Raw genomic sequence first — 24261 nt, forward strand, 5'->3', positions numbered from 1 at the left:
CTCATTTACCTCCCACCCTCATTTTAGGATTAAGAAATAGGTAACATATGTCTACAATTAAATTAAACACTATAAATATAATTCCTGTAAATAGCACATATCCTTGTACCACTGGATAATCTCTACTCATTATTCCTTGTATTACATAACTTCCCATACCTGGAATACTAAAAATAACCTCAACCACTGTGGAGCCTCCTAAAATAGCACCAAAATAGTTTCCCAGAACTGTTACAATGGGCATTAATGAATTTAAAAAAGCATACTTAAAAATAACTATTTTATTTGACAGACCCTTAGCTTTTGCCACTGTTATATAGTTTTGTCCTATACTTTCTATTAAAGTTGCTCTATTTAACCTTGCTACAGTTCCTATAGTCCCAGCTGCTAAAACAAATCCAGGCATTATTAAATGTTTAATCGTACCATACCCACTCGTAGGTAGCCATCTAAGATTCTCACAAAATATACTTAACATAATAATAGCTAACCAAAACCCTGGAATAGATATCATAAGTAAAGATACAAAAGTGCCAATCTTATCTATCGCTGAATCCTTTTTTAAAGCCATGATTATAGCTAATGGTATAGATAACACTATAACAAAAAACATAGCCATTAAAGATAAAGAGAAGGTTATTGGTAACCTTCTTAATATCTCTTCTGTGATAGATGTCTTTTTGATATAGGAAAGTCCTAAATCTCCAGTCATAGCTTTTTTAGTCCAATTAATATACTGAACTATAATATTATCATTTAACCCTAACTCTTCTCTAACTCTTTCTATTTCTTCATCTGTAGGAGCAGAAATACCATCCATGCTTAAATATTCAACTGCTGGGTCACCAGGTGCTATAACCCCTAATATAAATCCTAGAAAAGTTATTCCTATCAAAATAGGGATAGTCATCAATATCCTTCTAATTAAATATTTAAATGGTGTTTTCACTACTTACTCCACTCCATATTTGCTAATGTAGTCCCATATAATGTAGGTTTGTATCCAGTTATTTTTTTATTATAGGCAATTAAGTTAACATCTTCAAATAATGGTATAGCTGATGGGTGTTCTGATGATATATCTTGAAGCTCATCATATATTTTACTTCTTTTATCTAAATCCATTGTTTTTTCTAATTGACCTATTAATTCATCTGCTCTTTCATTTTTATAGCCCAATGAATAAGCTATATTACTTGACCCTGTGCTTCTCATATAACTATCAAATATAGAAAATGGTTCTGCATTTGGAAGCCCTTGAGTGTGAAGTGCTATGTCATAATTTCCTGTTTTTTGTGCTTCCTTAAAAGCAGCACCATCAAGTATAGTTATTTTAGAGTTTAATCCAACTTCACTTAATACAGATTGTATATACTCTGCTACAGTTTTGTATGGATAACGGTCTACACCATAAGATGGTATTATAAACTCTAACTCTTTTGTTTCCCCTTTTAACTCATTCTTTATAATTTTTTTTGCTTTTTCTGCATCATAAACAGGTTTAATTTCCTTAGCAAAAGGTGAACCTTGGTTCAATATATTCATAGTCGGAGTTCCATATCCTCCATAAAATTTATTTACTATAGTTTCTCTATCCACCAACAAGCTTAGTGCTTCTTTTATCTTAACATTATTAAATGGTGCCCTAGTACCGTTTGTAGATACAAATTGAGTTATTGTTGATGGAGATGTTTTAATCTCAAAGTTTTCATCCTTTATTAGCTCACTAGCTAACTCTGGAGTAATAGCCCCTAAATCCATAACACCCATAATTTCCTCTGATTTAAGTGCTGTGTAACGAGTTTGTGCATCTTTAATTACATTTACTCTTACATTTTTAACTTTACTTTTATCTCCATAATAGTCTTGATTTCTCTCTAACAAAACAAATTGTTCTTTTTCTCGTTCTTTTATCTTAAATGGACCAGTTCCTTGTGCATACTTAGTAAAGTCTCCCGTTTTTACATCAAAACACTCTGGACTATACATAGCACTTCCAAATCTAGCCATGTTGTATATTAAAGTTGATATTGGTTTACTGAAAGTAAGTTTAACTTCATAGTCAGAAACTTTATCCACACTTTGTAAATTAGGATATGTCTTTTCTATATCAAACGAATAAAAAGGTGAAGATTTCGTTTTCATATTCATATAACGTTCAAAATTTTTTACTACTGAATCTGCATTCAAATCTACACCATCATGGAATTTTACACCCTTCTTTATTGTAAATGTCCATTCTTTATAATCACCTGAATTTGACCATTTTTCTGCAAGTTCTGCCTTTGGTTTTCCATCATCACCCAACCCTATTAACGGTTCCCAAACATAGAGTATAGAACTTGTGTAATAAGCATCTTGTTCACCTGGTGCCAAATCTCTAGCTGCTGCTAAAACTACTTCCTTTTCATTATTCATCTTACTAACATCATTATTTTCCTCTGGTTTACTACACCCTGTTATCAATGATAACATCAGCATAATTGCTAAAATTATACTACTCAGCTTCCCTTTTGAAATCTTCCTCATAATACATTTCCCCCTTATTTAGAAATATGAGCATAAAAAAAGTTATAGCAAATAATGCTATAACATCCCATTTTAATATGTATACTTTAAATTCTAAATTCCATATACAAGACAATAAATCTAGTTGCTCCCCCCTAAATTTATTTACTAATATTTAATGTAGGTATCTGACTTACATTTCATTTTCTCAGCCTTTCTAAATAACATCTGTTGGCTATGCAGAATTTATCCATGCTTACAGTGATGGGTTCGTGTTGGATTTTCACCAACTTCCCTACTCTTTAAATACGTTTATTCAATTCTTAGTTTAATTGTATGCAATCTTATATAAATTGTCAACTTAAATCAAAATATAGCACTATATGCAAAATTAAAATTTACAATTATCTATCTATTAAAGTCTATTATAAAAACAGATATATTTTTTTCATATGGAAGGTAATAAGCTACTTTATCTCCCTTAACTATATTTTTCATAATATGATTGTATATAGTTTCATACTCTCCGCCTTCATCATAAGACTTAGCATACCTAACTATGTCATCTTCACAAGTAAATGTCTGTCCAAATTCAAGACTTAATGGTATTAATTCATATCTAAGTTTCTTTTCATCTAATAATACTTTTAAATTTTTTGAACTATGTCTTTCCACCACATCCATTCTTTTCTTAGATACTGGAATATGAGTTTTGGACTTATCATTAACAATTGCAATTAATCTATCACAATGCCCAGTAAAAAATTCTATATTCTCATATGAAAAAAAAGAAATTAGTATAGTATCAAATTTTGTATTTATATCTTTAAAATCTTTTACCATACACCTAATATTGCTTATATTATTGTCTTTTATTGATTTTTCTAAATAATTTATAGCATTTTGGTTTATATCAATACAAGTTATATCTTTCAGTTCTTTGCTTAAATACATATCTATTAAACCTAATCCACAACCTACATCACAAAAAGTTTGGCTATCTTTGATGTACGGAATTACTTCTTTAGCTAATATCTTGTGAAAACCAGTATATTCACTTGCATCAACAAAAGATTTTATTGTAGTATCATTCCAATTCATTCTCATATTTAAATTTCCCCACCGTCTTTTAAATTTACTTTCTGACCTGTACTGTAAAACATACTGTTTCTCTCATTTCCACTTATTATGCTCATTACTTTATCATGTTCTTTAATTACAAATCCTGATAAATCATTTACTCCATACTTAAATAATATAGGTGCCATTGGAGTTGCTGGACCTACCAATACCACATAAGCATTTTTGCTTAATTCTAAATACCAAGGAAAAGTTTTTGTACTTAATGTGTAACAAGATATAACTACAAAGTCCTGTTCAGGTAAGATATATGGTGCTGAAGTCTCTGGATAATCACCATATATATCTTCACTTTCTATTATGGATAAATCACAAACAGGTGCAAATAGTTGTTCTAAATAGTGAAAATGACCTATAACCGCTACCTTTTTTCCCCTTATCATATTCTGGTATGAAATAAAAGGGTCATTAATTCTATCTTCTATAAAATTGTTTTCATTTAACTTTATATTATTTTCTTTTGAAACTTTTACAGAATTATAATAAGAATTTATTGCAGCCAAGCCAATTCCTGATTCTGTGATATTCCAAGACTTAATACATCCAGCTATTTCATATAAAGATTTTCCTTTAAAAGATTTTACAAACTCTGGAGGACGCCCATCTTCACTATATACAAAACCTATACCACTACCTACACTACTTCTTACTAAAATATTATGTTGCCCAACAGCTATATCTTCAACTATTATCTCCTTAGGAATTCCTTCTATTAAATCATCATAAAGTTCCCACAAAGTCATTTACCTCCTCCTGTACAATACTCTCTATTTCTTTTCTATTTAAGACTTCACCTTTTCTAACCTTGTGCCTAATATCTAGTAAAATATTATCTAAGCTTTCTATGTATTTAATACTTTCTATTTCTTCATCTGTTGTAGATATTACCTTTGAAATTCCACCATTTTTAATAACTATTCTTTTATTAGCGTTTAAAGCTAATATAGGGTCATGTGTTGAAATCAAAATTATTTTTTCCTTTTTAGATAATAGTCTTAGAGCTTCCTTTCTATCTATACCTGCATTTTCAATTTCATCAATTAAAACTATTGGTGAAGAACTCATATATGCAGTATCCGATATCATAAGAGCTCTTGATTGACCTCCTGATAATTGGGTTATCTTTGTGGTTAATTCAAATTTTTCTCCAGCTAGTTTATTAGCACAATAAAAGCATTTTTTTACTATGTCATCTTGATTTTTACAAAAACGACTTTTAGAGTGCATTTGTAAAAATTCTTCTACTGTTAAATCCATTACAAAATTCATATTTTGTGAAAGTTGAGCTACTAGCTTTCCATCCATAACAAAACGAGTTTCATCACTTGGAATACTTTCATTTATTAATATTTGTCTGTTAGTAGGAGTGTCTCTCTGGGCTAAACATTCAATATCCTCTAACAGTCTACTTTTTCCTGAACCTGTAGGTCCAACAATACTTATAATTTCTCCAGCCTTTATTTTCAATGAGATAGCTTCTTTTTCTTTTAGCTTATTGTACCCACCATTAATAGTAATGCTTTCTATATTTAAACTCTTTTCATCTTGGCCAAATTCTTTTAAAAACTCCACCAATTTAATGTATAATTCTTCTTTTTCTATCCCAAAAGTTATATAAAATTCCTCATCTAAAGATTCTATTAGATTATTAAAAGTAATTGAATCATCTACATTACTTAGATTGTAATTTAAGAAAAAATCAAAGGCCATAGAGTAGTTTTCTTTTATCTCTTTTATAGACATGTTTAGTAAATTTTCATAATTATCATATTTCATAGTCAAACTCCATTTTCTTTATCATTCCCATTTGATAAGATTCTCCAATTCTAGTCTCTCCAGTACAGTAAGAACACACTGATGCTGGTGTTGTAAAACGTAATTGTTTTTCCCTAAGCGTGGTTATTTCTTTTATATCACTTAAATATTTCTTAAGTAAAAATACTCCTTGTCCTGTGATTCCATTTATAAATATTATCTTAGCTTTTGAGTTTACTTGACGTACATTAAAGGAAAATACCTCCCTTTCTGCTTGTGATACTATGTCTCCTTTTGTAATTACAACAATATCAGCATATTTTAGCATTGGTCCTATTTTTCTAGGTGTATTTATCCCTGATAAATTATCTATTACACAAACTGCTGGTATAGTTTTTATATAGGGTGAGCAACGATTACAAAGCCCTGCACTTTCAGTAATTAAAATATCTAAGTTTAATTTTTTAGACCAATAAAGTGCATCTTCAATATTACTTATAAAAAAATGGTCTGGACAAATTTTACCAGATAGTCCAATTTGAACAGGTATATTATTCTCTTCATATCTAATCTGGTCAAAAGATGTAAGACAGTCAAACTTTACTACTCCAACCTTATTTTCTTCTGCCTCCATAGCTTTAATTAGATGAAGAATAACAGATGTTTTTCCGGATGATGGTGGCCCTGCTACTGTAATTAGTTTCATATCAATTCCCCTTTTTACGAAAGAAAGTAGGTAAAATCCTACTTTCTTTTAATTTATGTCTATATATTATTTAATAACTTTATGCCTACACATTATTTAGTAACTTTATATCTATATATTATTTAATAGCGTTTTTAGTTAATTTGCTATATTGTTCATCACTTAAATCAACATGATAAAATAACTTATAAAATTCTTTTGTTTTTTCTTTTAAATCATAATTAAAATGCTCTGGATAAAGTATTTCAGATAGCCAAATCATACCCATATATCTATTTACAGATGGAGGGAATCCCATCCAATTATATGGCGTACTTGGTGCTTCATAGTATTTACCACTAGATATAGCACTTATTTTTTGCCATTCAGCTTGACTTCCTACTTTACTATATATACTCTGTGGTGCAAACACTATTACATCTGGATTCCATAAATATAATTGTTCTAACGATACTTCATTTCCATTGCCTTTACTTGATGGGTCATTGAGCTTTGCAACATTATTTGCAAGTATATTAATAATCTCAGAGTGGAAAGACCCTTCTGCGATTATATTTGTTCCTGTGTCTCCTACGCAATAAGCAAGGTTTACTTTATTCTTATCACCTATTTTCTTCATCGTTTCTACAGTTGTATCATAAGTAGTTTTACAGTAATCAGCTAATACTTTTGCATTATCTTCTACATTTAAGATTTCTCCTAGCTTAGTGTAACATTCTGACATATTAGCAGTTGTAGCTTCTATAAATATAGTTGGTATACCTGTTTGTTCTTGTATAGAATCTAAATCTTCTTTCATGCTACCTTTCTTCTCACCTATATCGATAATTACTTGTGGTTCTGCTGCTGCAAGGGCTTCCATATTTAAATCTCCCTTACCATAAAATTGACCAAAAACAGGAAGACTAGTATACTTTTTATCCACATAGTCTTTTGAATCCTCTGTCCAATCTCCTGATAGTCCAACTAGCTTATCTGGTGCTACTGAAAATAGTACGATTTGTGCTAAACTTCCTGAAGGTGCTATTTTTTCAATATTTGCTGGAATCTCAACTTTTCTACCTACTGAATCAGTAAACATTATTGTTTTAGATGCATTTTTATCCTCTTTTTTTTCTTTAGCATCACCATTTGACGATGTACATCCAACTAAAGATGTTATTACTAAAGTTAGTACCAATAACAATGATAATAATTTCTTTTTCATTTTATCCCCCTTAAGTAAATTATATAGTTACACTTTTTGGTATGCAGACTCTAATTTTATCATCATATAAGCTGTTTAATTCTACATCTATGTTATATAATTTTTTAATTAGGCCAGAATTAATTATGTACTTAGGCACACCAAAAGCTAATATTTCATGATTGTATAAAGCTAAAACCTTGTCTGCATACAAAAAGGCTTGGTCTGGATTATGTGTTGACTGAATTATTATATATCCATCCCTTGTTAATTCTTTTACTGTATTTAATACTCTAATTTGATTACCATAATCTAAATCAGAGGTTGGCTCGTCCATAATAAGTATCTTTGCATTTTGAGCTAAAGCTCTTGCAATAAGTACTAATTGTCTTTCTCCTCCACTTAAATTTATAAAATTCCTATCTTTTAAATAGGAAATTCCTATTTTGTCTAAAGATTCTTCAACTATTTCCATTTGTTTTTTAGTAGGTTTAGACATAGGTGAAATTTGTGATGTTGTTCCCATCAATACCATTTCAACAGCAGAATAACTAAATACAGGATTATGAGACTGAGGGATATAAGCTATTTTTCTTGCTAGATTCTTAATTTTGTAATCCTTCAAGTTTTTTCCATCCAATAATATTTCACCTTTATATCCTTTTAATAACTGAAGTATACACTTAAACATAGTACTTTTCCCTGCACCATTAGGTCCTAATATACATAGTAACTGACTACCTTCAACATTAAAGGATATTTGATTAAGTACATTTTGATTTTTATAAAAATAACTGAGATCTTTAACTTCTAAAATCATATTAATCCCCTCTTTTCGTAATCAGATATATGAAAAATGGTACACCAATAAACGATGTTAATATACCTATAGGTATCTCACTAGTCCATAAATTTCTAGATACATTATCAACTAACAACAAAAACGATGCTCCAAACATAGCTGATGTTGGCAATAAATAAACAAAATTATTTCCAACTAATCTTCTAGATAAATGTGGTATTACAAGACCAACCCAACCTATCATTCCACTTACAGCAACACTTGCAGAAGTTAAAAGTGTAGCACATATAATAGTAATAAATCTTATACGCTTTGTATTTATCCCCATCGTTCTTGCCTCATCTTCTCCTACAGTCAATATGTTTATTTGCCAGCTAATAAGTATTAGAGGTACTATACCTATTAACATAGGAATAATTGCAAATTTTATGTCAGATATTTTAACTCCTGATAAACTTCCCATTAACCAATATGTAATTGCAGGTAACTGGTCATTAGGGTCTGCTACAAGTTTTATAAAAGATGTACCTGAAGAAAATAATGAACTTACCATAATACCAGATAAAATTAAGCCTAACACTTTACTTCCCTTTGTTCTTTCACTTATAAAATAGACTAAAATTACAGTAATTAAACTAAAGATGAATGCACTAACCGTAACCTCTCTACCACTTTTATAAAGAAATAATGCTAAAGCAGCTCCAAATGCTGCTCCTGATGATGCCCCTAGTATATCTGGTGATGCCATAGGATTTAAAAAAATATATTGATATGATGCTCCTGCAGCTGCCAATGCCCCACCTACTAAACATGCAAGTACTATTCTTGGTAATCTAACATTTAAAAATATAGTTTCCATGCTATCTGTCCAAAACTTATCTATATTACATATTTTCGAAACTAAAATTCCAAATACTTGATGTGGTTCTACTGGATATTTTCCAAGTGCTAATGATACTAATATCAATGCAATCAATATTATAACTAAACAAAACATAATTAATTTATTACTTTTTGCACTCTTATTCACTTATTTAATCCCCTTTTGTCTCTACTATTTTCATTATGTTACCTGTCTTTTCAATATCCTCATAAGGTGCACTTATTTTTACTAAATTAAAACATTTATCTATATCATCTACAACAAATCCACCTATATTTTTTATGCCTAATTTTTTGAAATCTGAAGATATAGGTGTCGATATATCACAAATTATGCTTTCTTTATTAAGTGAATCATTTGCTATTTTTATTAAATGTTTATTAATAATTAAGTCTCCACCTAAATATGTACTATCATAGTTTTCTACTAAATATCCATATGCTGATATGTTGTAATCCTCTTCTACTATTTTTCTATTGAAAAAATCCACATCATATCTAAATTTAATTTTATTTTTATTTTGAAGATTTCCCTCTACTACTGCTATTTTTTTTGATGAATCATCAATCATGGAAATGAAATGATGATTAATTTTCTCTAGGTTTAATGTTTTATTGCAAATATTCTGATTATAATAAGAATTTATTGCTGCTAATCCTAAACTAGCTTCTATAAAATTCCAAGATTTAATTGACTTGCATAAATCTTTTAAAGACATATTTATTTTTATATCGTTTTCAAAAGGAAATCTTTTATCAGATAATAAATGACTAATACCTGCTCCATAATCTGTTATTACCATAGCAAACTCTGAGCCTATAATAAAATCTTTTACTCTTATGTTTTCTGGTATTTTATCTATTAAATTATTATAAAACTCCCACATTTTGTCACCCCCTTCAAAGTAATTATATTATGTTTTATTATATTTAGCTATATTTTTTTATATTTTTCTGTATTTTTAGTTATGTTTCATTATGTTTTACCATGTTTAATTGTATTACACTTCATTATTTTTTAATTTAACCGTTCTATTTTGAAATCATAAGTTTATTTAGTAGATGTGGCTATTATGCACAAGTTTTCCATAGATTCAAAATAACTATAATACTCTTGCAACTAAAAAAGCCATGCAAACTAATCTAATTTACATGGCTTTATACTCATCAATCTACACCTAACACAACTTTAATTTTAGATGCTATTGTAATAACTCTTGGCCCAAATATAACTTGAACTGAATTTTTCTTCCTAACAACTCCACTTGCACCTAGCTCATTTACCCAAAAACCATCCTCATAGAATCCATCTATTGGGTTTAGCTCTACTCTAGACCTAGTTGCACAGTTCGTAATACTTTTTATATTGTCACTTCCTGCTAAACCTTCTATTATAGAATGTACAAGTTCTGTATCTTTGTCTTCTACTGTATCTTCTACTGCACAATTATTTACTGCTTTAAAATTATCTACATCTTGTCTTTATCTATACTCTTTCTTACTGTAAAGCTTAACTTCTTCTGAGCTTCTTCCTGGTGTCTTTATATCAAACTTCTTAATTGCACATGTGAATATTACATAAGTAACTATAAAGAATATTGGTAAGTATCTCATTACAATAAATCCTAAATCATTTATTACTTTAATGAATATATTTATAAATAAGTCTTCATGTATTAATCCACAAGCCTTAAATCAGAAACATTTTCCATATTTGCAAAAGCTAACCCTAATTCTATAAATATCCCTGCTAGAACAAGTAATATAATAGGAATCATCATTGATTCAGAAAGTACTTGTAATTTATCCTTCATCTTGTATAGATTATAATTAGTTAGACAATAAATATTTGAGCATGATATTATTATATATAATAGTACAAAGAAATATAGTTTTGCCATGAATAGAAAAAGTAAAAGTTATATAAATAACTATAATAATTGAAAAGGAAGTAATCTATGAAAATAGCAATCATAACAACTGAATTTTTAAAAGAATTTGTAGCGAATTCTATAAAAAAATTAAATATTAATGCAGAAATTGAAATATATATTTATAAAAACTTTTCTCATGTTGGAGATTTATATCTAGAAATCGAAGATAAGTTTGATGGATTCGCAGTCAGTGGACCTATACCTAAGGAAGCTATTACAAAAAAAGTTGGTACTATAAAAAAACCTTTAGTTGATTTTGGTACTGATTTACAAAGTTATTACGATATGTTTCTAAAACTTATTTTTAAATACAATACATTAGATTTTTCTAGAGCATACTTTGACCTAATGGATTGGGCAGATAATCCAAAAGACATATCATATTATCTATCAAATGGTACATTTGGAGATTTAATGTGTAGTATTAATGAAAATGCCTCTAAGATGAGTTTATCTGATATAGCAGAGCTTGAAAAAAATATTGAAAAAAAACATATTAAGTTATGGAATGAAGGGAAAATTGATTTTTCTACTACTCGTTTTAGTAGTATTGTCCCTATGTTACAAGATGCAGGAGTAAATTTTCACTTCATATATCCTGACATAAATTTATTGAAAAGTACTTTTAATGAATTAATAAAGGACATTCATCTGCATAGAATGAAGGTAAACCAACCTGGTGTAATATATATAACAGTTAAAGATATGAACCATTATGATTATACTATAGACCAAATTTATAAAATATTAAACAATCTAAAAAAAGATAAATTAACTGATTTTATAATTGAAAAGGATACTAGCTCTTTTAAGATTTTTACTAAATGTGAGACCATTAAATCATTAACTAAAAATTTCACTACATGTTATATAAAAGAATCTATTGAAAATAGTATAAACCTTAAAGTATGTGTTGGGTATGGAATTGGTAATAATATAAAACAAGCCATGTCTAATGCTATAAATGCTAATAAGGAATCTAAAATAAATCCTTTAAACTACAGTTTCTTAGTTAATGAAAGTTCTGAGACAATAGGCCCTTTACTATGTGATAAATTACTTACTGTTTCAAATAAAGTAACTCCACACATAAATACAATTGCTAAAAATTCCAAATTGTCTACTCTTACTATTCAAAAGATTATATCCGTTATTGAAATTCTACAAAAAGATGAAGTTACTCCTAAGGAATTATCTTCTTGTTTAAATGTAACAGTAAGAACTGCCAATAGATTTTTAAGTAGTCTACTAAAGTCTGGAAATGCTACTATATTATACGAAAAACAAAACTCAACAAAAGGTAGACCTGAGAGGGTATACAAATTATTTATATCAGAAAACAAACATTAAAATCTAGAGTACATAAAAATATTTTATCATTGAATAGTAAATAAAGTTATATGGTTTTCTAAAAGGTATATCCCATATTTGGTTTTTAAGATATACCTTTTGTGATATTTATTAATAATTTATGTTATTCCCTATTAAAATTATTTTCTAGCCATTTCACTTCGCAATGAGCAAATAAACAGTAAAATTTCGTGTTCTTTTGATAATTAAAAAATGCTGGCATAAAAATTGTAATCTTATATTTTAAACTTTATATCTCATTTAAGGAGTTGGAATATCATCTGGAATAGGACACTTATATGTTTTTCCATTCATAGATTTATCGAATTCTTCTTTTGCCTTTTTAGCTATATCTGGATTATTCAGTATCTTAGCTCCAAACATAGCCATAATTTTTGCCGCATATATCATACCTTTTTCTCCAATAGAACTTCCTGCACAAGATGTAAACTGCCAACTATGCCCAGGTGCCCCTAAGTTTGTACATCCTGTAAAAAAGTAGGCTGTAGGAACTATATGCATTACATCTCCAATATCAGTAGAACCATAGCTATTAAAGTTCGTAACATTTCCTCCACCATAATATAGATGAGTTCCTTCTGGTAAATTATATTTATTTATCATAGCCTTATATTGTTGTGGGCTTTGTCTATCTAATTCAGCTGCAAAATCCAATTCATCTTGAGTCCAAGGCTCTTGTTTAATATTATCCATACATTCTGACACAAGATTTGCTAAGACATGATTATTTAGAGTATTATAACATCCTCCTAAAAACTCTACTTCAACCTCAGTCTCAGTCATCATTGCAGCTCCTTTTGCTACTTTTATAAGTCTTTCATATGTATTTTCTACAGCTTCCCTACTTAAAGCTCTTGTATAATACCATACTGATGCTTTATCAGGAACTATGTTAGGTGCTACTCCTCCATCTGTAATGGTATAATGAATTCTTACATCAGAAGTAACATGTTCTCTCAAATAATTAGCTCCTACGTTAGTAAGTTCCACAGCATCTAAAGCACTTCTTCCATTTTCAGGGTCTGAACCAGCATGTGCAGTTTTTCCTTTAAAATGAAATTTTACAGAGTTAACAGCTGTTGATATACCAATTGTAGCTTCACTAATCTTATTTGGATGAAAATTTATAGCTAAGTCTAATCCTTCAAATGCGCCACCTCTAGCCATAAATCCTTTACCTGTTAATTGTTCTTCTCCTGGACATGCATAAAATACTATAGTTCCACTTAAATGGTTTTCTATCATTTCTCTTTTAAGTCCTACTACTGCTCCTACATGTGCAGTACATAATAAGTTATGTCCACATCCATGACCATAACCTCCCAATTCAAATGCTTCTTGCTTTGTTGAAACTTTTTGGTTTAAACCAGGTAGCGCATCAAACTCTCCCATAAAACCTATAACTGGTTTTCCTGAGCCAAAACTAGCCTTAATAGCTGTATCTAAACCTCCTACTCCTATTTCTACATCAAATCCTTCACTTCTTAGAAAATTTGCTGTATTTTCACATGCTTTGAATTCTTTAAATGCTTTCTCTGGATTTTTCCATATTTTCTTACTTAAATCATCAAGTTTGAGTCTTTTTTCATCTATCTCATTTATAGAAATATTTCCTATCATTAACTTTACCTCCCATAAATCTATTTTACATTAACCAAATATAAGTGGACCTATTATACTAGCAAATGCCACTGAAGCAATAGTTACAGTAACAAATCCCCCTATAATCATTTTTGGTAATAAATAATCTGTTGCCCTTTGCTTCTCTTCTACAGTTCCTTCCATAGCATCAATACCTTCATTAGAAATTATCTGTGTTGCTGGATAAGCAAGCATACAAGTTACACCAATTGCTGCTGACATTCTTGGAGAGTATCCTAATAACTTTCCTACAATTGCAGTAAATAGTATTATGAATACAGCTCCTACAACTAGAATTCCTATAGTTGGAACAATCATTGCAAATAATGCTGTTGGAGTTACCTTAGCAAGTCCTCCAGGTAACATTAACATACATCCAAACATTATAATTCCATTAGATTGAGATTTATCTAAAATTCCCTTTTCTAAAAATCCTATTCGTGTAAAAATTAAACCTACTAACAAGCATGCTATATTTGGATTTAAATAATAATTTGCTGGAGTAAATTCTGGTATTAGAGTAGCTAATCCTACAAAGTTCCCAATCATAGCAACAAATGAAAGTTTTGCAAGATATACTAGATTGGAGGATTTCTTATTTGATTCTTCTTTAAAAATTCTCATACTTGGAAGCTTAAAATTACTCTTTGATACATCCTTTAAGAAATCTCCCCTATCTCTTTTAAATTTTAATTCTTTATTTATGCAATATGTTGTTATAGGAATACCAAAGAATTTTTGAAATGACAATACTAGGATTACAAATGCTGCAAGTTCAGGTCTATTTGCTGCTTCTGCAACCGTTGTTACAATAATACCAGCAACAGTAGAACCTGCTATTGGAGGTGCTGCTATTAAAGCATACTCTCTACCAAATAACATACTACCAACTGTGAAACAACCAACCGCTATGCCTACAATACCTACTAATGCAATTACAACTGTTTTCCATTCATGGCATAAATCCTCAAGGTTTATAAGCGTTCCCAAGTTGGTTATTAACAATGCTATACCAAAGTTACTCATTGCAGCTAATATCCCTGATGCTCCTGTAACGTCTTTTGGAAGAATATTTGTCCAAAAGCCTAATAAAAATATAATACATACAAATAGCAATGTTGAAATTGTACCTTTTGTTTTCTTAGATAAAAACTCACTAAAAGCATAAATCATTACACATACAGTAAAGCAAGTAAGCGGATTCCAAAAATTTTCCATTGTTGTTTCCTCCTAAATATAATAATTTTTATCAATAAAACAATAATTATAAAGTGTGTATTCTGTAGTTATTCTCAACTACATATAGCACAATTTGATATTTTTTGATGATATTTTATACGTCTCAAATTATTCCTAAAATACCTAATATAAATTAATAACATATCCATTAATATTGTTAAGAGATACCTTATTTTAACTATTTCTTTTAAGTCTTCTTTAGGTGCAAACTTGTATTTGCTAATGCCTCCCCTCTTTAAGTTAGACTATATCTAGCGACTTTAGAAATCGTATTCCTAGCAATAACAATTATTTGTCATATTAAATAAATGATAAACTATATGTCTATAGTAGTCCTAAATTATTCTTAAATTAGTAAAAAAAAATAAATTTACTAAAATAAGGTCACTAGTTTTTATTTTGTCAAACTATTCTTGATATAAATTATAATTTCAAACTTTACTTTTGTCAATATATTCTGACAATAAATTACAAGTTTATAGTTTTAGAATTATTCTTAATCTTCTTATATCACCATGTACTTTATACTTAAATGATTATCATTCAGAAGTTATTCTAGAAGATTCCTACTATATATTACTTTTTATACAATATACTTTTTTAAGATTGAATATAATGTTATGTATCTATTTTTCAATAAAAATACTCCTATTTTATCATGAGCTATTTATCCAACATGCCTTTAAGATAAATTGGTGGATGCTTTACACCTTTTAATTCTTCATTGCTTTTTAAAAGTTTATTATTATTTTCCATATCATAAATTTGTAACATTACTTTATTTACATATAGAGCATAATAATCATCACTATAAAAATATTGATATTCATATTGAGGGTCATCTTTGTAATATACTCTATATAGTATTCCTTTGTAGCTTGCTTTCTTTGCTTTTTCTCTTGTAATACTCTTTATATTATCTTTTGAAATATCTTGCTTTACCATATATTTGTTAATATATATTTCAGCCTCCTTCCATGGTTTAATGTAGTTTTTATACACAACAAACCCTGTTACACTTATAATACTTATAATTAATACTCCTAAAATAACTTTATACTTTTTCATATTAATCCTCCCTACTTCAATCTAAATTTTTTTCAGTTCTAATGTTAAAAACTTGATATAATATACTAAAAAAGAGATGTTATATTTTTTTATTAAAATATAACATCTCTCATATTTAGTATCAATATATATGCCCCAACTGGTAGGTTAAGTGACCCCACTGTCAGTATTTTGATTAAGTGGTATGTATTGTCCATTTTAACCAATTTACTATATTTTAATTGCTCTACTATCACATATAAACTGTAATATCACATCTGCTGCTTTTTTTGAACCTCCTGCATTATAAAAACTTTTTGATAGTTTAGTTGCATTTTCTTTGTATTCATTATCATTCATAACTTGAAATACTGCATCTTTAATATCTTTTGATTTATTTTCTTTTAACATGAGCCCTGCGCCCAAATAAGTAACTCTATTAGCTACCATTCTCTGCTCCGAATGTTGTGGAAATAATACCATAGGTACTCCATAATATAAACTTTCATTAACACTATTCATCCCACAATGAGTAATAAACACATCAGTTTCTTGAAGTACAGTAGTCTGTTTGACACTATTTTTAACTTCAAAATTATTTGGTATATGTCCTAAACTTTTAATATCAGTATCACTACCAACAGACATAATTACATCAACCTCATAATCTTCAAATGCATTTATACAGTTTTTATAAAAGTTAATATTTTTATTATTAATTGTACCAAGTGAAATATATATTAGCTTTTTCTTTCTCTCTTTGGGTCCAATAATTACCTTTGATACTGATGGCCCTACAAATGAATATTTACTAGAAAAAGTTTCTACCATTGGTTGAAATTCTTTTGATGTATATACAATAGTATTCGTATCATCATCATTAGAAACTATAGAAATAAAGTTTTTTACCTCATATCCTTTTCTTCGTAAAAGCTTTATTTTTTTATTAATGCGTCTCATACCAAAAAACATACATATAATTTCTATAAAGCTTTGTTTCATCATCTTCGCTGTATGTTTATTAATCGCGAAAGTTGTTGTAGAACATATATATGGAATATTAAGTTTTTGTGCAAATAATTTTCCCCAAAAACTTAGTGAATCTGATACAATACAATCTGGATTAAATTCTTTAAGTTCTCTACAAACTTTTTCATCTAAAGATATGGTAGTATCTACTATCATCTCAATTAACCCAGAAAAATCTTTACCAATTTTTTTCTCATCTCCAGGACGTAATTCTGGAAGATATTTATCACAACAAATAAATTTTGCTCCAGCGCCTTCAATTTTATCTTTAAATTCATTAAAAGAATAATACAATACCTCATTCCTTCTATCTACCAATTCACGAACTACTTCAACGGTAGGATTGGTGTGACCATATGCAGGAATACTGAAAAATACTATTTTACCCATATTTTATCCATCCTTTTATAATTTTTTTAAATTACTCTTCTTTACTTATTACCCCCATATGACCTATAAAATTTATCAAATCACGTTGATGAACAATTCCTAATCCTCTTTCTTCATCTCCTAGTATCAATAATTTGTCCCCTGAGTTTATATTAAATACATCCCTTGCTTCTTTTGGAATAACAATCTGACCACGTTCACCAACTACGACAGCTCCAAAGAAAAATTTTCCTGTAGGTGGTACTATAATCCCTGATTTTTCTTCAGAATGATTAACTAAATCATCTAATCTGACATTATACAATTTTGCAAGTTTAATACAACTATCTATATCAGGAGTAGATTCTCCATTTTCCCATTTTGCTACTGATTGTCTAGAAACATTAAGTTTTTCAGCTAATTCTTCTTGTGTGTACTGGTGAATTTTTCTTAGTCTTTTCAAATTCGTATTAATCATATTTTTCATACCTCCTATGTTTATAGTATTAGATTTATTACTTAAATTCTATCAACTAATCTTAACATTCATGTATATATTTTTATACATAAAAAAGAGCTATCACAGAACAAATTTAATTTATTCATGCGACAACCCCTTTTTGCTAAATCAATTTACTTTACTCACCTTTTCTTACATCATCTTCACCAATATGTTGTATTCCAACAAATATAAGATTTATTAGCTCTGTTAGTGATTTCCATTGTGATTTTTTTGAATCAAGATAATAATAATTTCTAGTTCCTTCTCTACGTACATTAACAATTTCTGCTTCTTTCAATATTTTAAGATGATGAGATACAGCAGGACGAGAAAGATGTGTTTTTTCTGTAATTTCTCCTACTCGTATACCATTGAAGTCACTTTCTAGGAGTGTTATTAAAATCAACTGTCTAGTTTCATCTCCCATAGCAGAAATAGCTTTACGACATTCTTTAAATTTAGATGTTATTTCTTGTATTCTTTGCTGACATTCCTTTTCCATAAACTCCTCCATACCTTATAAGTATCTAACACTTGCTGGTTCTTTTTGTGCAGTACGTCTATATTTAACATCTGGATAGCCAATCACTAGTGTCATAAGTACATGATCCCAGTGTTTTAGACCTAAAAGTTTTTTTAACTTTGGTGAATTATTTGCTACATCTGAAAAATATCCACTAAATAAAACCCCCAGACCATAAGATTCTGCCATTAGTGCCATATTAGATGCTGCAAGTGAACCACTAATCTTATCTTTTGTTACTATCATTATTGCAATAGGAGCATGCTTGAAGAAAAAGTTATCATCAACCTCAACTTCCTTTGAATATTTAACAGCAATATTTGCAATAGGTTTTATTTTTCTAAAAAATCTCACTGCTTCCTTTTCATATATTGCTTTTTTATTGTCTAAAACAATATATGATACATCTTGTGAATTTTTAGCACTAGGTGTGTATCTACCTGCTTCAATAATTTGCTTTACAATTTCTGAAGAAACTTCTTTATCTTTAAATTTCCGGATACTTCTTCTAGATTTAATTGCCATTAGTAATTCATCTGAGTCTAAGTTTGGCTTATTTGTAAGTTCTATTGGTGGTTCATCAAACCCAGTAAGTGTAATAGCTTCTTTGGGACAGATTGCTGCACAGTGTCCACACATTAGACAATCTTGTTTTTTAATTACTGATTTTTTATTTTCTATAATTATATTATTTACTGGACAATCATTTTTACAAAGTCCACATCCAATACAAAGGTCTTTATTAACTTCAATTATATGTTGATATTTCATATACATTCATCTACCTTTCGTTCATTAGTTTAAACTATTATAACACGAAGATGTTTTTTATATTCATTGGTAAAGAATTTGATTACCATTAAATTTTTAATACCTCTATTACACAAGTTTTTTATAGATTTTAAAGTATTATAGGTTTTGTATAATAAAAAAGACAAGCTTGAAATTTAAGCTCGTCTTTTTTATCTCTTACTATAAAATAAACTCTCTCTTCCTTTTTAGCAAATCTCTCCATGAATCCTGCTACATTATTATCAACTAATAACTTTCCTTTGTTTAATCCTAATAACTCATATCAATAATTTGGCACATGTTTATAATCGGTAACGATGATAACACATTTTTCATTCCAAAATAAATTCGAATTTATAGTTTATACAATATCTATGCTTCATAAAATACACCTACTATTTCTTTTTTGGTATGTGCACTTAAAAGCCTTTCACTTATATCTTTACCACCTAAAATATAAGATATTTTAGATATTAACATTATATCTTCTTTACCTTCAGATTGTGGCATAGCAAACATAATTACTAATTTTACAGGCAAGCCATCTATACTTGGCCAATCTACACCTTCTCTAGATTTACCTATTACCACAGATGCTTTCTTTACATACTTTGTTTTTCCATGTGGCATAGCCATTTGATAACCTATACTTGTAGAGCCCATTTTCTCTCTATGCTTTAGTGCCTTTATAAACTTACTTTTTGAAGTTATACTTCCTTTATCATATAATTTATCTACTAATTCTTGTATTATACCTTCTTTTGTAGTTGATTTTAAGTCTAAAATAACACTTTCTTCGCTTAATATTTCTCTAATTTCCATTTATTTTCTCCAGTACATTGTTATCAAATAATATTTTAATATCCTCTTCTCTTTCGCAATCTATTATATAATTTATATAGTTCTTTTGCCTATATAGATTTGATACTTCAATCAGAATATGTTTTAAAAAACTATGATTACTAGTTTCTAAGTAAAGGTCAATCGTTCTATTAATATTATTGACATTCATTATTCCCTTATTTACTTTACTTTGATTGCATATATATATATTTAAATCTTTTCCTAATGCAATAGATTCATACTTACTGCTTAAATTCATACCTATTAAACTTCTCATCTGGCTTACATCAAAATTAAAATATATATTATCTTTTAAATATACTCCTAATAAGTTTGTATCTAAGTCCATACTTTTTCTAGGTTTATTAAGTAAAGCATTTTTTATATTATTAATATCACTTTCCATTAATAGTACTGATACAACTATATGTGATTTCTCTTTCAAATCTAAATTTACAGTAGATATTACAAAATCTACATCATCCAAATTTCGCTTATTCAACTGATGCATGGGAATTATATCAACTATAGTCCATTCAGGAAATTCTCTTTTTAATCTAGCAGCAAGAAGCTGAGATGTTCCATATCCTGTATTACAAACGACTATTACTCTTTTACTACTCATATTCCTTTCTATAGCTGCTTGAAAATATGTAGCAATATACGAAACTTCATCTATACTAATATTCTTCAGATTATAATGCTCTGTCATAATATTTATAGTCATCATGCATAACCCCAATACCTCAGAAAATCGCTCTTGTATCTCTTCTAATAATGGATTTTTTATTTGGATATCATATCTTAATCTGTTTAACATGTGTCTTACATGAGATGTCAGACTTTTTTGCAGTAGTTCATCATCTTTAAGATTTATATTTAAAAACTGTGACATATTCTCTATCATTATAGATGATATTTTTTCACTATCACTTAATATATCTGATTCATCATTGCAACGCTTATTGCTTTCGCTACTAAATCCAGATGATACTAAATATATATATATATATTTAATTTCATCTTTAGTTATTTTTACTCTGTATCTATTTTCTATTTTACCTATAAGTGTAGTGACCTTTTGATATACTAACTCATCCAAATTACATATAGAGACTTCCTTTTCTTCCTGAAAATCTATTTGATTACCTTCTTCAACTCTCTTTAAGCATATAAGTATATGTGTAATTAAATTTATATAGTAGGGCTGACTTATAACATATCCTAAATTATCTTCTAATTCTGTAATTATAGTTTCTACAAATATAATAGAATCAATATCAAATAAATTTATCAATGCACTAAATGTAGCAGAATCTAATCTGGTTAACTCAGATATATCGTGCTGTTCATAATTTTCATCTAATAAATCATCTACCATCTTAGCAATCGATTTCCTTATATCTACTTCTTTACCTATAATTTTAGTTCCCTCTAAGGTTTTATTAAGTTTTAAATTATATTCTTTTATCCATTCCTCTATATATTTAAAATCATTTACTATAGAAGTTTTACTTACATAATATTTATCCGATAACTGATTTATTGAAGTTATATTATTTGAATTTAATAATAGATATTTTAAAATTTCCATTCTTCTTTGCTCTACTGATAAAGACTTATTTCCCTTTGGTTGTATATTTAAACTATTAATTAGGTCTATATCTTTCTTTGCTGATGCTTCTATTAATATTCCGCAACCCCTTTTTATATCAATTTTTATACCGAAAGTTTCTAAGTATATCTCAATCATCTTCAAATCTTTTTGTAATGTTTTATCTGATACATTTAATTTATCTTTAAAGTATTTTATAGGTCTATATTCATTTTCATTTAATATCAATTTAAGAAATTCAATTTGCCTTGATGCAAGCATACTTATGCCCCCTACCCATTTTTTGATATTTCTATTAATTACTATTTTAGCATATTTAATAACTATGTAAAAATACTAAAATACTTCTGTATCATAAAAGAATTTATGATACACTTTACAAAATCGATATAATATAGGATATAATTTTAAAATAAAAAATAAGGATATTGAGAGGTTGCTAACTACTTCCAATATCCTTATTTTAACTCTTATTTATAATTTAAGCACCAAGTACTTCAACTTCACCACTTCCACCCTTTATAGTAGGCTTTGTTATTCCTATAATTAAGGTTGTTATTACTGTACCGGCTAATATACAAGCTATATACGCAACTGGTGCACTACATGCAAATGGTATTACAAATATTCCTCCATGTGGTGCCATCAAGGTTATATCTAAACTCATACATATTGCCCCACCTATACAAGAACCAATTATGTTTGCTGGAATCATTCTTAACGGATCTGCAGCTGCAAAGGGTATTGCTCCTTCCGTTATAAAAGATGCTCCCATTATAGCAGTTGGTAGTGCTGACTTTCTTTCTTCTTTAGTAAACTTATTTTTAAATATTAACATGGCTAATGCTATTGCTAATGGAGGTACCATTCCACCCACCATTAATGCTGCTGATGGTTCAAATACATTACTAGAAAACATAGCTAATCCAAATGCAGAAGCTGTTTTATTAATAGGTCCTCCCATATCTGATGCCATCATTCCTGCTAATATTGCACCTAATAATACTTTATTAGTTCCAGACATACTTTGTAACCAGGACTGTAAAGCTTCATTTAACCATGATGCTGGTGTATTAACTACGAAGAACATTATAGCTCCACTTGTGAATGCAATCAGCAGTGGACATATCAGTACAGCATTTACCCCTTTTAATACATCTGGTAAGTTTTCTGTTATCTTCATTACTCCTAAAGCTATATATCCAGTTGCAAATCCTGCTACCATACCTCCTAGGAATCCTGAACCTCCAATAACTGCCATAAAACCAGCTATCATAGCAGGAGCAAAACCTTGTCTTCCTGCAATTGATTTAGCTATAAAACCAGCAAGTATTGGTATGAATAACTTAAATGCTGAATCGCCTCCAAGTTGTCCAAAGAATCCAGCTATAGGATTGTATGTTTCATGAGTTGGGTCTGATGCAAATATACCAAACATAAATGCTATAGCTATACCAATCCCACCTATTACTACAAATGGAATCATTTCAGATACACCATTCATTAAGTGCTTATAAATACCTTTTTTCTCTGACCCTTGAAGTATTTCTTTTGAATCTTCTAAAGTTTTCCCACCTGGCTTAATTTCTTTAGCCATTCCATTTTCAGCATTTATAATTAAATTTTTGGCTAATGAAACATTCTTAGCATCTGCTACTTTCTTTTGTAATACTTTCTTTCCTATAAATCTACTTGTTTGAACTTCTCTATCACAAGCTATTATTACGTATTCAGCTCTTTTTATATCTTCTTTAGTTAACTTATTTTCTACACCTATGGCTCCATGTGTTTCTATTTTAACTTCATATCCAAGTTCTTGACCTGCTTCTTCTAACGCTTTTTTTGCCATAAAAGTATGAGCTATACCTGTTGGACATCCTGTTATTCCAACTATAAGACCTTTATTTTGATTATTACTTGAATCTCCTGATTCTACAGCTTTATAATTAAATATATCTAATATTTCATATGGAGTTTCTGCACTTAGTAGGTTCTTAATAAGATTTTCATCCATTAAATATGTAGCTAGTTTAGATATAATCTTAAGATGCTCGTCTAAACCTGACTCTGGAACTGCTATCATAAAAAATGACCTAAGTTTTTGACCATCATTATCCGTGATATCCTTATCTGTTCTTAAATACATCATTACAGGTCGCTTTACTGTACTTGACTTAGCATGAGGGATAGCTATTAAATTTCCCATGTTAGTTGGTGATTCTTTTTCACGTTTATTAATATCAATTATAAACTTTTCTTTATCATTTATATAATTTCCATGATACAAATGATTTGCCATATAATCAATTACATCTTTTTTAGTTTGTAATTGTTTATCTAATACAATACAATCACTACGTAATATTTTGTCTACCAT

24 protein-coding genes, 1 pseudogene and 1 riboswitch are annotated in these 24261 nt (G+C 28.9%); of the genes and pseudogenes, 1 reads left to right on the forward strand and 24 read right to left on the reverse strand.

Annotated features, from left to right (window positions below):
• Window position 1 precedes the first annotated feature (1 nt).
• The 13 genes from IC758_RS16525 to IC758_RS16580 form a co-directional block, all read right to left on the reverse strand.
• On the reverse strand, window positions 2-949 hold the full coding sequence (locus IC758_RS16525; protein ID WP_227824403.1) for an ABC transporter permease: 948 nt from the start codon (window positions 947-949) through the stop codon (window positions 2-4).
• Complete coding sequence (locus IC758_RS16530; protein WP_227835155.1) at window positions 949-2529, reverse strand: ABC transporter substrate-binding protein; 1581 nt, start codon at window positions 2527-2529, stop codon at window positions 949-951. Before IC758_RS16530 ends, IC758_RS16525 begins: the two co-directional genes overlap by 1 nt.
• A 161-nt stretch (window positions 2530-2690) precedes the next feature.
• Window positions 2691-2828: riboswitch (cobalamin riboswitch) on the reverse strand.
• 88 nt (window positions 2829-2916) lie between these two features.
• Complete coding sequence (locus tag IC758_RS16535) at window positions 2917-3615, reverse strand: methyltransferase (protein WP_227835154.1); 699 nt, start codon at window positions 3613-3615, stop codon at window positions 2917-2919.
• Between the two features lie 2 nt (window positions 3616-3617).
• Complete coding sequence (locus IC758_RS16540; protein WP_227835153.1) at window positions 3618-4391, reverse strand: Rossmann-like domain-containing protein; 774 nt, start codon at window positions 4389-4391, stop codon at window positions 3618-3620.
• Window positions 4369-5424: an ATP-binding cassette domain-containing protein gene (locus IC758_RS16545; protein WP_227481947.1), complete on the reverse strand. Its 1056-nt coding sequence runs from the start codon at window positions 5422-5424 to the stop codon at window positions 4369-4371. The genes IC758_RS16540 and IC758_RS16545 overlap by 23 nt, the downstream gene beginning before the upstream one ends.
• The gene (locus IC758_RS16550; protein ID WP_227433850.1) at window positions 5414-6109 is read right to left on the reverse strand and encodes a GTP-binding protein; all 696 of its coding nucleotides are present in this window, start codon (window positions 6107-6109) and stop codon (window positions 5414-5416) included. Before IC758_RS16550 ends, IC758_RS16545 begins: the two co-directional genes overlap by 11 nt.
• 118 nt (window positions 6110-6227) lie before the next feature.
• On the reverse strand, window positions 6228-7316 hold the full coding sequence (locus tag IC758_RS16555) for an ABC transporter substrate-binding protein (RefSeq protein WP_227835152.1): 1089 nt from the start codon (window positions 7314-7316) through the stop codon (window positions 6228-6230).
• A gap of 19 nt (window positions 7317-7335) precedes the next feature.
• Window positions 7336-8115, reverse strand: a complete 780-nt coding sequence (locus tag IC758_RS16560; RefSeq protein ID WP_227860600.1) for an ABC transporter ATP-binding protein — start codon at window positions 8113-8115, stop codon at window positions 7336-7338.
• Between the two features lies 1 nt (window position 8116).
• Window positions 8117-9127, reverse strand: coding sequence for a FecCD family ABC transporter permease (locus IC758_RS16565; protein WP_413927692.1), 1011 nt, complete (start codon window positions 9125-9127; stop codon window positions 8117-8119).
• 4 nt (window positions 9128-9131) lie between these two features.
• Window positions 9132-9866 carry an enolase N-terminal-like fold-containing protein gene (locus IC758_RS16570; protein ID WP_227860601.1) on the reverse strand — a complete coding sequence of 245 codons (735 nt, stop codon included), beginning with the start codon at window positions 9864-9866 and terminating at the stop codon, window positions 9132-9134.
• A 280-nt stretch (window positions 9867-10146) separates the two neighbouring features.
• Window positions 10147-10374, reverse strand: coding sequence for a PTS transporter subunit EIIB (locus IC758_RS21260; RefSeq protein WP_227824610.1), 228 nt, complete (start codon window positions 10372-10374; stop codon window positions 10147-10149).
• Window positions 10375-10461: 87 nt separating this feature from the next.
• Entirely contained in the window at window positions 10462-10593 is a 132-nt protein-coding gene (locus IC758_RS21070; protein ID WP_255613126.1) for a hypothetical protein, read from the reverse strand.
• A 62-nt stretch (window positions 10594-10655) separates the two neighbouring features.
• Entirely contained in the window at window positions 10656-10793 is a 138-nt protein-coding gene (locus tag IC758_RS16580; protein ID WP_227481944.1) for a hypothetical protein, read from the reverse strand.
• Window positions 10794-10937: 144 nt separating this feature from the next.
• On the opposite strand from IC758_RS16580, the gene IC758_RS16585 reads away from it, so the two are divergent.
• On the forward strand, window positions 10938-12263 hold the full coding sequence (locus IC758_RS16585) for a hypothetical protein (protein WP_227860602.1): 1326 nt from the start codon (window positions 10938-10940) through the stop codon (window positions 12261-12263).
• 261 nt (window positions 12264-12524) lie between these two features.
• On the opposite strand, the gene IC758_RS16590 is transcribed toward IC758_RS16585, so the two are convergent.
• The 11 genes and pseudogenes from IC758_RS16590 to IC758_RS16635 form a co-directional block, all read right to left on the reverse strand.
• Window positions 12525-13904 carry a M20 family metallopeptidase gene (locus IC758_RS16590; protein WP_227860603.1) on the reverse strand — a complete coding sequence of 460 codons (1380 nt, stop codon included), beginning with the start codon at window positions 13902-13904 and terminating at the stop codon, window positions 12525-12527.
• 30 nt (window positions 13905-13934) lie between these two features.
• Window positions 13935-15143 carry a hypothetical protein gene (locus IC758_RS16595; RefSeq protein WP_227860604.1) on the reverse strand — a complete coding sequence of 403 codons (1209 nt, stop codon included), beginning with the start codon at window positions 15141-15143 and terminating at the stop codon, window positions 13935-13937.
• Between the two features lie 684 nt (window positions 15144-15827).
• Window positions 15828-16232, reverse strand: a complete 405-nt coding sequence (locus tag IC758_RS16600) for a DUF3139 domain-containing protein (protein WP_227433831.1) — start codon at window positions 16230-16232, stop codon at window positions 15828-15830.
• A 210-nt stretch (window positions 16233-16442) separates the two neighbouring features.
• Complete coding sequence (locus IC758_RS16605; protein WP_227860605.1) at window positions 16443-17630, reverse strand: macrolide family glycosyltransferase; 1188 nt, start codon at window positions 17628-17630, stop codon at window positions 16443-16445.
• Between the two features lie 31 nt (window positions 17631-17661).
• The gene (locus tag IC758_RS21265) at window positions 17662-17877 is read right to left on the reverse strand and encodes an AbrB/MazE/SpoVT family DNA-binding domain-containing protein (protein WP_413926638.1); all 216 of its coding nucleotides are present in this window, start codon (window positions 17875-17877) and stop codon (window positions 17662-17664) included.
• 75 nt (window positions 17878-17952) lie between these two features.
• Window positions 17953-18096, reverse strand: a pseudogene (locus IC758_RS21270) (helix-turn-helix transcriptional regulator); the annotation flags it as partial.
• 151 nt (window positions 18097-18247) lie between these two features.
• Complete coding sequence (locus IC758_RS16615) at window positions 18248-18613, reverse strand: ArsR/SmtB family transcription factor (protein ID WP_227433828.1); 366 nt, start codon at window positions 18611-18613, stop codon at window positions 18248-18250.
• Window positions 18614-18628: 15 nt separating this feature from the next.
• Window positions 18629-19405 (reverse strand): nitroreductase family protein, encoded by a 777-nt coding sequence (locus tag IC758_RS16620; protein ID WP_227860606.1) that lies wholly within the window; start codon window positions 19403-19405, stop codon window positions 18629-18631.
• A 393-nt stretch (window positions 19406-19798) separates the two neighbouring features.
• Window positions 19799-20248 carry a PTS sugar transporter subunit IIA gene (locus IC758_RS16625; protein ID WP_227433826.1) on the reverse strand — a complete coding sequence of 150 codons (450 nt, stop codon included), beginning with the start codon at window positions 20246-20248 and terminating at the stop codon, window positions 19799-19801.
• A complete protein-coding gene (locus IC758_RS16630) occupies window positions 20238-22145 on the reverse strand; it encodes a BglG family transcription antiterminator (RefSeq protein ID WP_227433825.1) in 1908 nt (635 codons plus the stop codon). Before IC758_RS16630 ends, IC758_RS16625 begins: the two co-directional genes overlap by 11 nt.
• A 220-nt stretch (window positions 22146-22365) precedes the next feature.
• Entirely contained in the window at window positions 22366-24261 is a 1896-nt protein-coding gene (locus IC758_RS16635) for a fructose-specific PTS transporter subunit EIIC (protein ID WP_227433824.1), read from the reverse strand.

It is taken from the genome of Clostridioides sp. ES-W-0016-02 (assembly GCF_020641035.1).
Lineage (GTDB): Bacteria > Bacillota > Clostridia > Peptostreptococcales > Peptostreptococcaceae > Clostridioides.

Bases quoted from the DNA above. Each gene is read 5' to 3' on its own strand.
- IC758_RS16530 (WP_227835155.1), bottom strand. From the start codon at position 2,529: ATGAGGAAGATTTCAAAAGGGAAGCTGAGTAGTATAATTTTAGCAATT.
- IC758_RS16555 (WP_227835152.1), bottom strand. From the start codon at position 7,316: ATGAAAAAGAAATTATTATCATTGTTATTGGTACTAACTTTAGTAATA.
- IC758_RS16635 (WP_227433824.1), bottom strand. From the start codon at position 24,261: ATGGTAGACAAAATATTACGTAGTGATTGTATTGTATTAGATAAACAA.
- IC758_RS16550 (WP_227433850.1), bottom strand. From the start codon at position 6,109: ATGAAACTAATTACAGTAGCAGGGCCACCATCATCCGGAAAAACATCT.
- IC758_RS16540 (WP_227835153.1), bottom strand. From the start codon at position 4,391: ATGACTTTGTGGGAACTTTATGATGATTTAATAGAAGGAATTCCTAAG.
- IC758_RS16570 (WP_227860601.1), bottom strand. From the start codon at position 9,866: ATGTGGGAGTTTTATAATAATTTAATAGATAAAATACCAGAAAACATA.
- IC758_RS16625 (WP_227433826.1), bottom strand. From the start codon at position 20,248: ATGGAAATTAGAGAAATATTAAGCGAAGAAAGTGTTATTTTAGACTTA.
- IC758_RS16590 (WP_227860603.1), bottom strand. From the start codon at position 13,904: ATGATAGGAAATATTTCTATAAATGAGATAGATGAAAAAAGACTCAAA.
- IC758_RS16580 (WP_227481944.1), bottom strand. From the start codon at position 10,793: ATGAAGGATAAATTACAAGTACTTTCTGAATCAATGATGATTCCTATT.
- IC758_RS16630 (WP_227433825.1), bottom strand. From the start codon at position 22,145: ATGCTTGCATCAAGGCAAATTGAATTTCTTAAATTGATATTAAATGAA.
- IC758_RS16605 (WP_227860605.1), bottom strand. From the start codon at position 17,630: ATGGGTAAAATAGTATTTTTCAGTATTCCTGCATATGGTCACACCAAT.
- IC758_RS16595 (WP_227860604.1), bottom strand. From the start codon at position 15,143: ATGGAAAATTTTTGGAATCCGCTTACTTGCTTTACTGTATGTGTAATG.
- IC758_RS16615 (WP_227433828.1), bottom strand. From the start codon at position 18,613: ATGGAAAAGGAATGTCAGCAAAGAATACAAGAAATAACATCTAAATTT.
- IC758_RS16560 (WP_227860600.1), bottom strand. From the start codon at position 8,115: ATGATTTTAGAAGTTAAAGATCTCAGTTATTTTTATAAAAATCAAAAT.
- IC758_RS16620 (WP_227860606.1), bottom strand. From the start codon at position 19,405: ATGAAATATCAACATATAATTGAAGTTAATAAAGACCTTTGTATTGGA.
- IC758_RS16600 (WP_227433831.1), bottom strand. From the start codon at position 16,232: ATGAAAAAGTATAAAGTTATTTTAGGAGTATTAATTATAAGTATTATA.
- IC758_RS21070 (WP_255613126.1), bottom strand. From the start codon at position 10,593: ATGAGATACTTACCAATATTCTTTATAGTTACTTATGTAATATTCACA.
- IC758_RS16545 (WP_227481947.1), bottom strand. From the start codon at position 5,424: ATGAAATATGATAATTATGAAAATTTACTAAACATGTCTATAAAAGAG.
- IC758_RS16585 (WP_227860602.1), top strand. From the start codon at position 10,938: ATGAAAATAGCAATCATAACAACTGAATTTTTAAAAGAATTTGTAGCG.
- IC758_RS16535 (WP_227835154.1), bottom strand. From the start codon at position 3,615: ATGAGAATGAATTGGAATGATACTACAATAAAATCTTTTGTTGATGCA.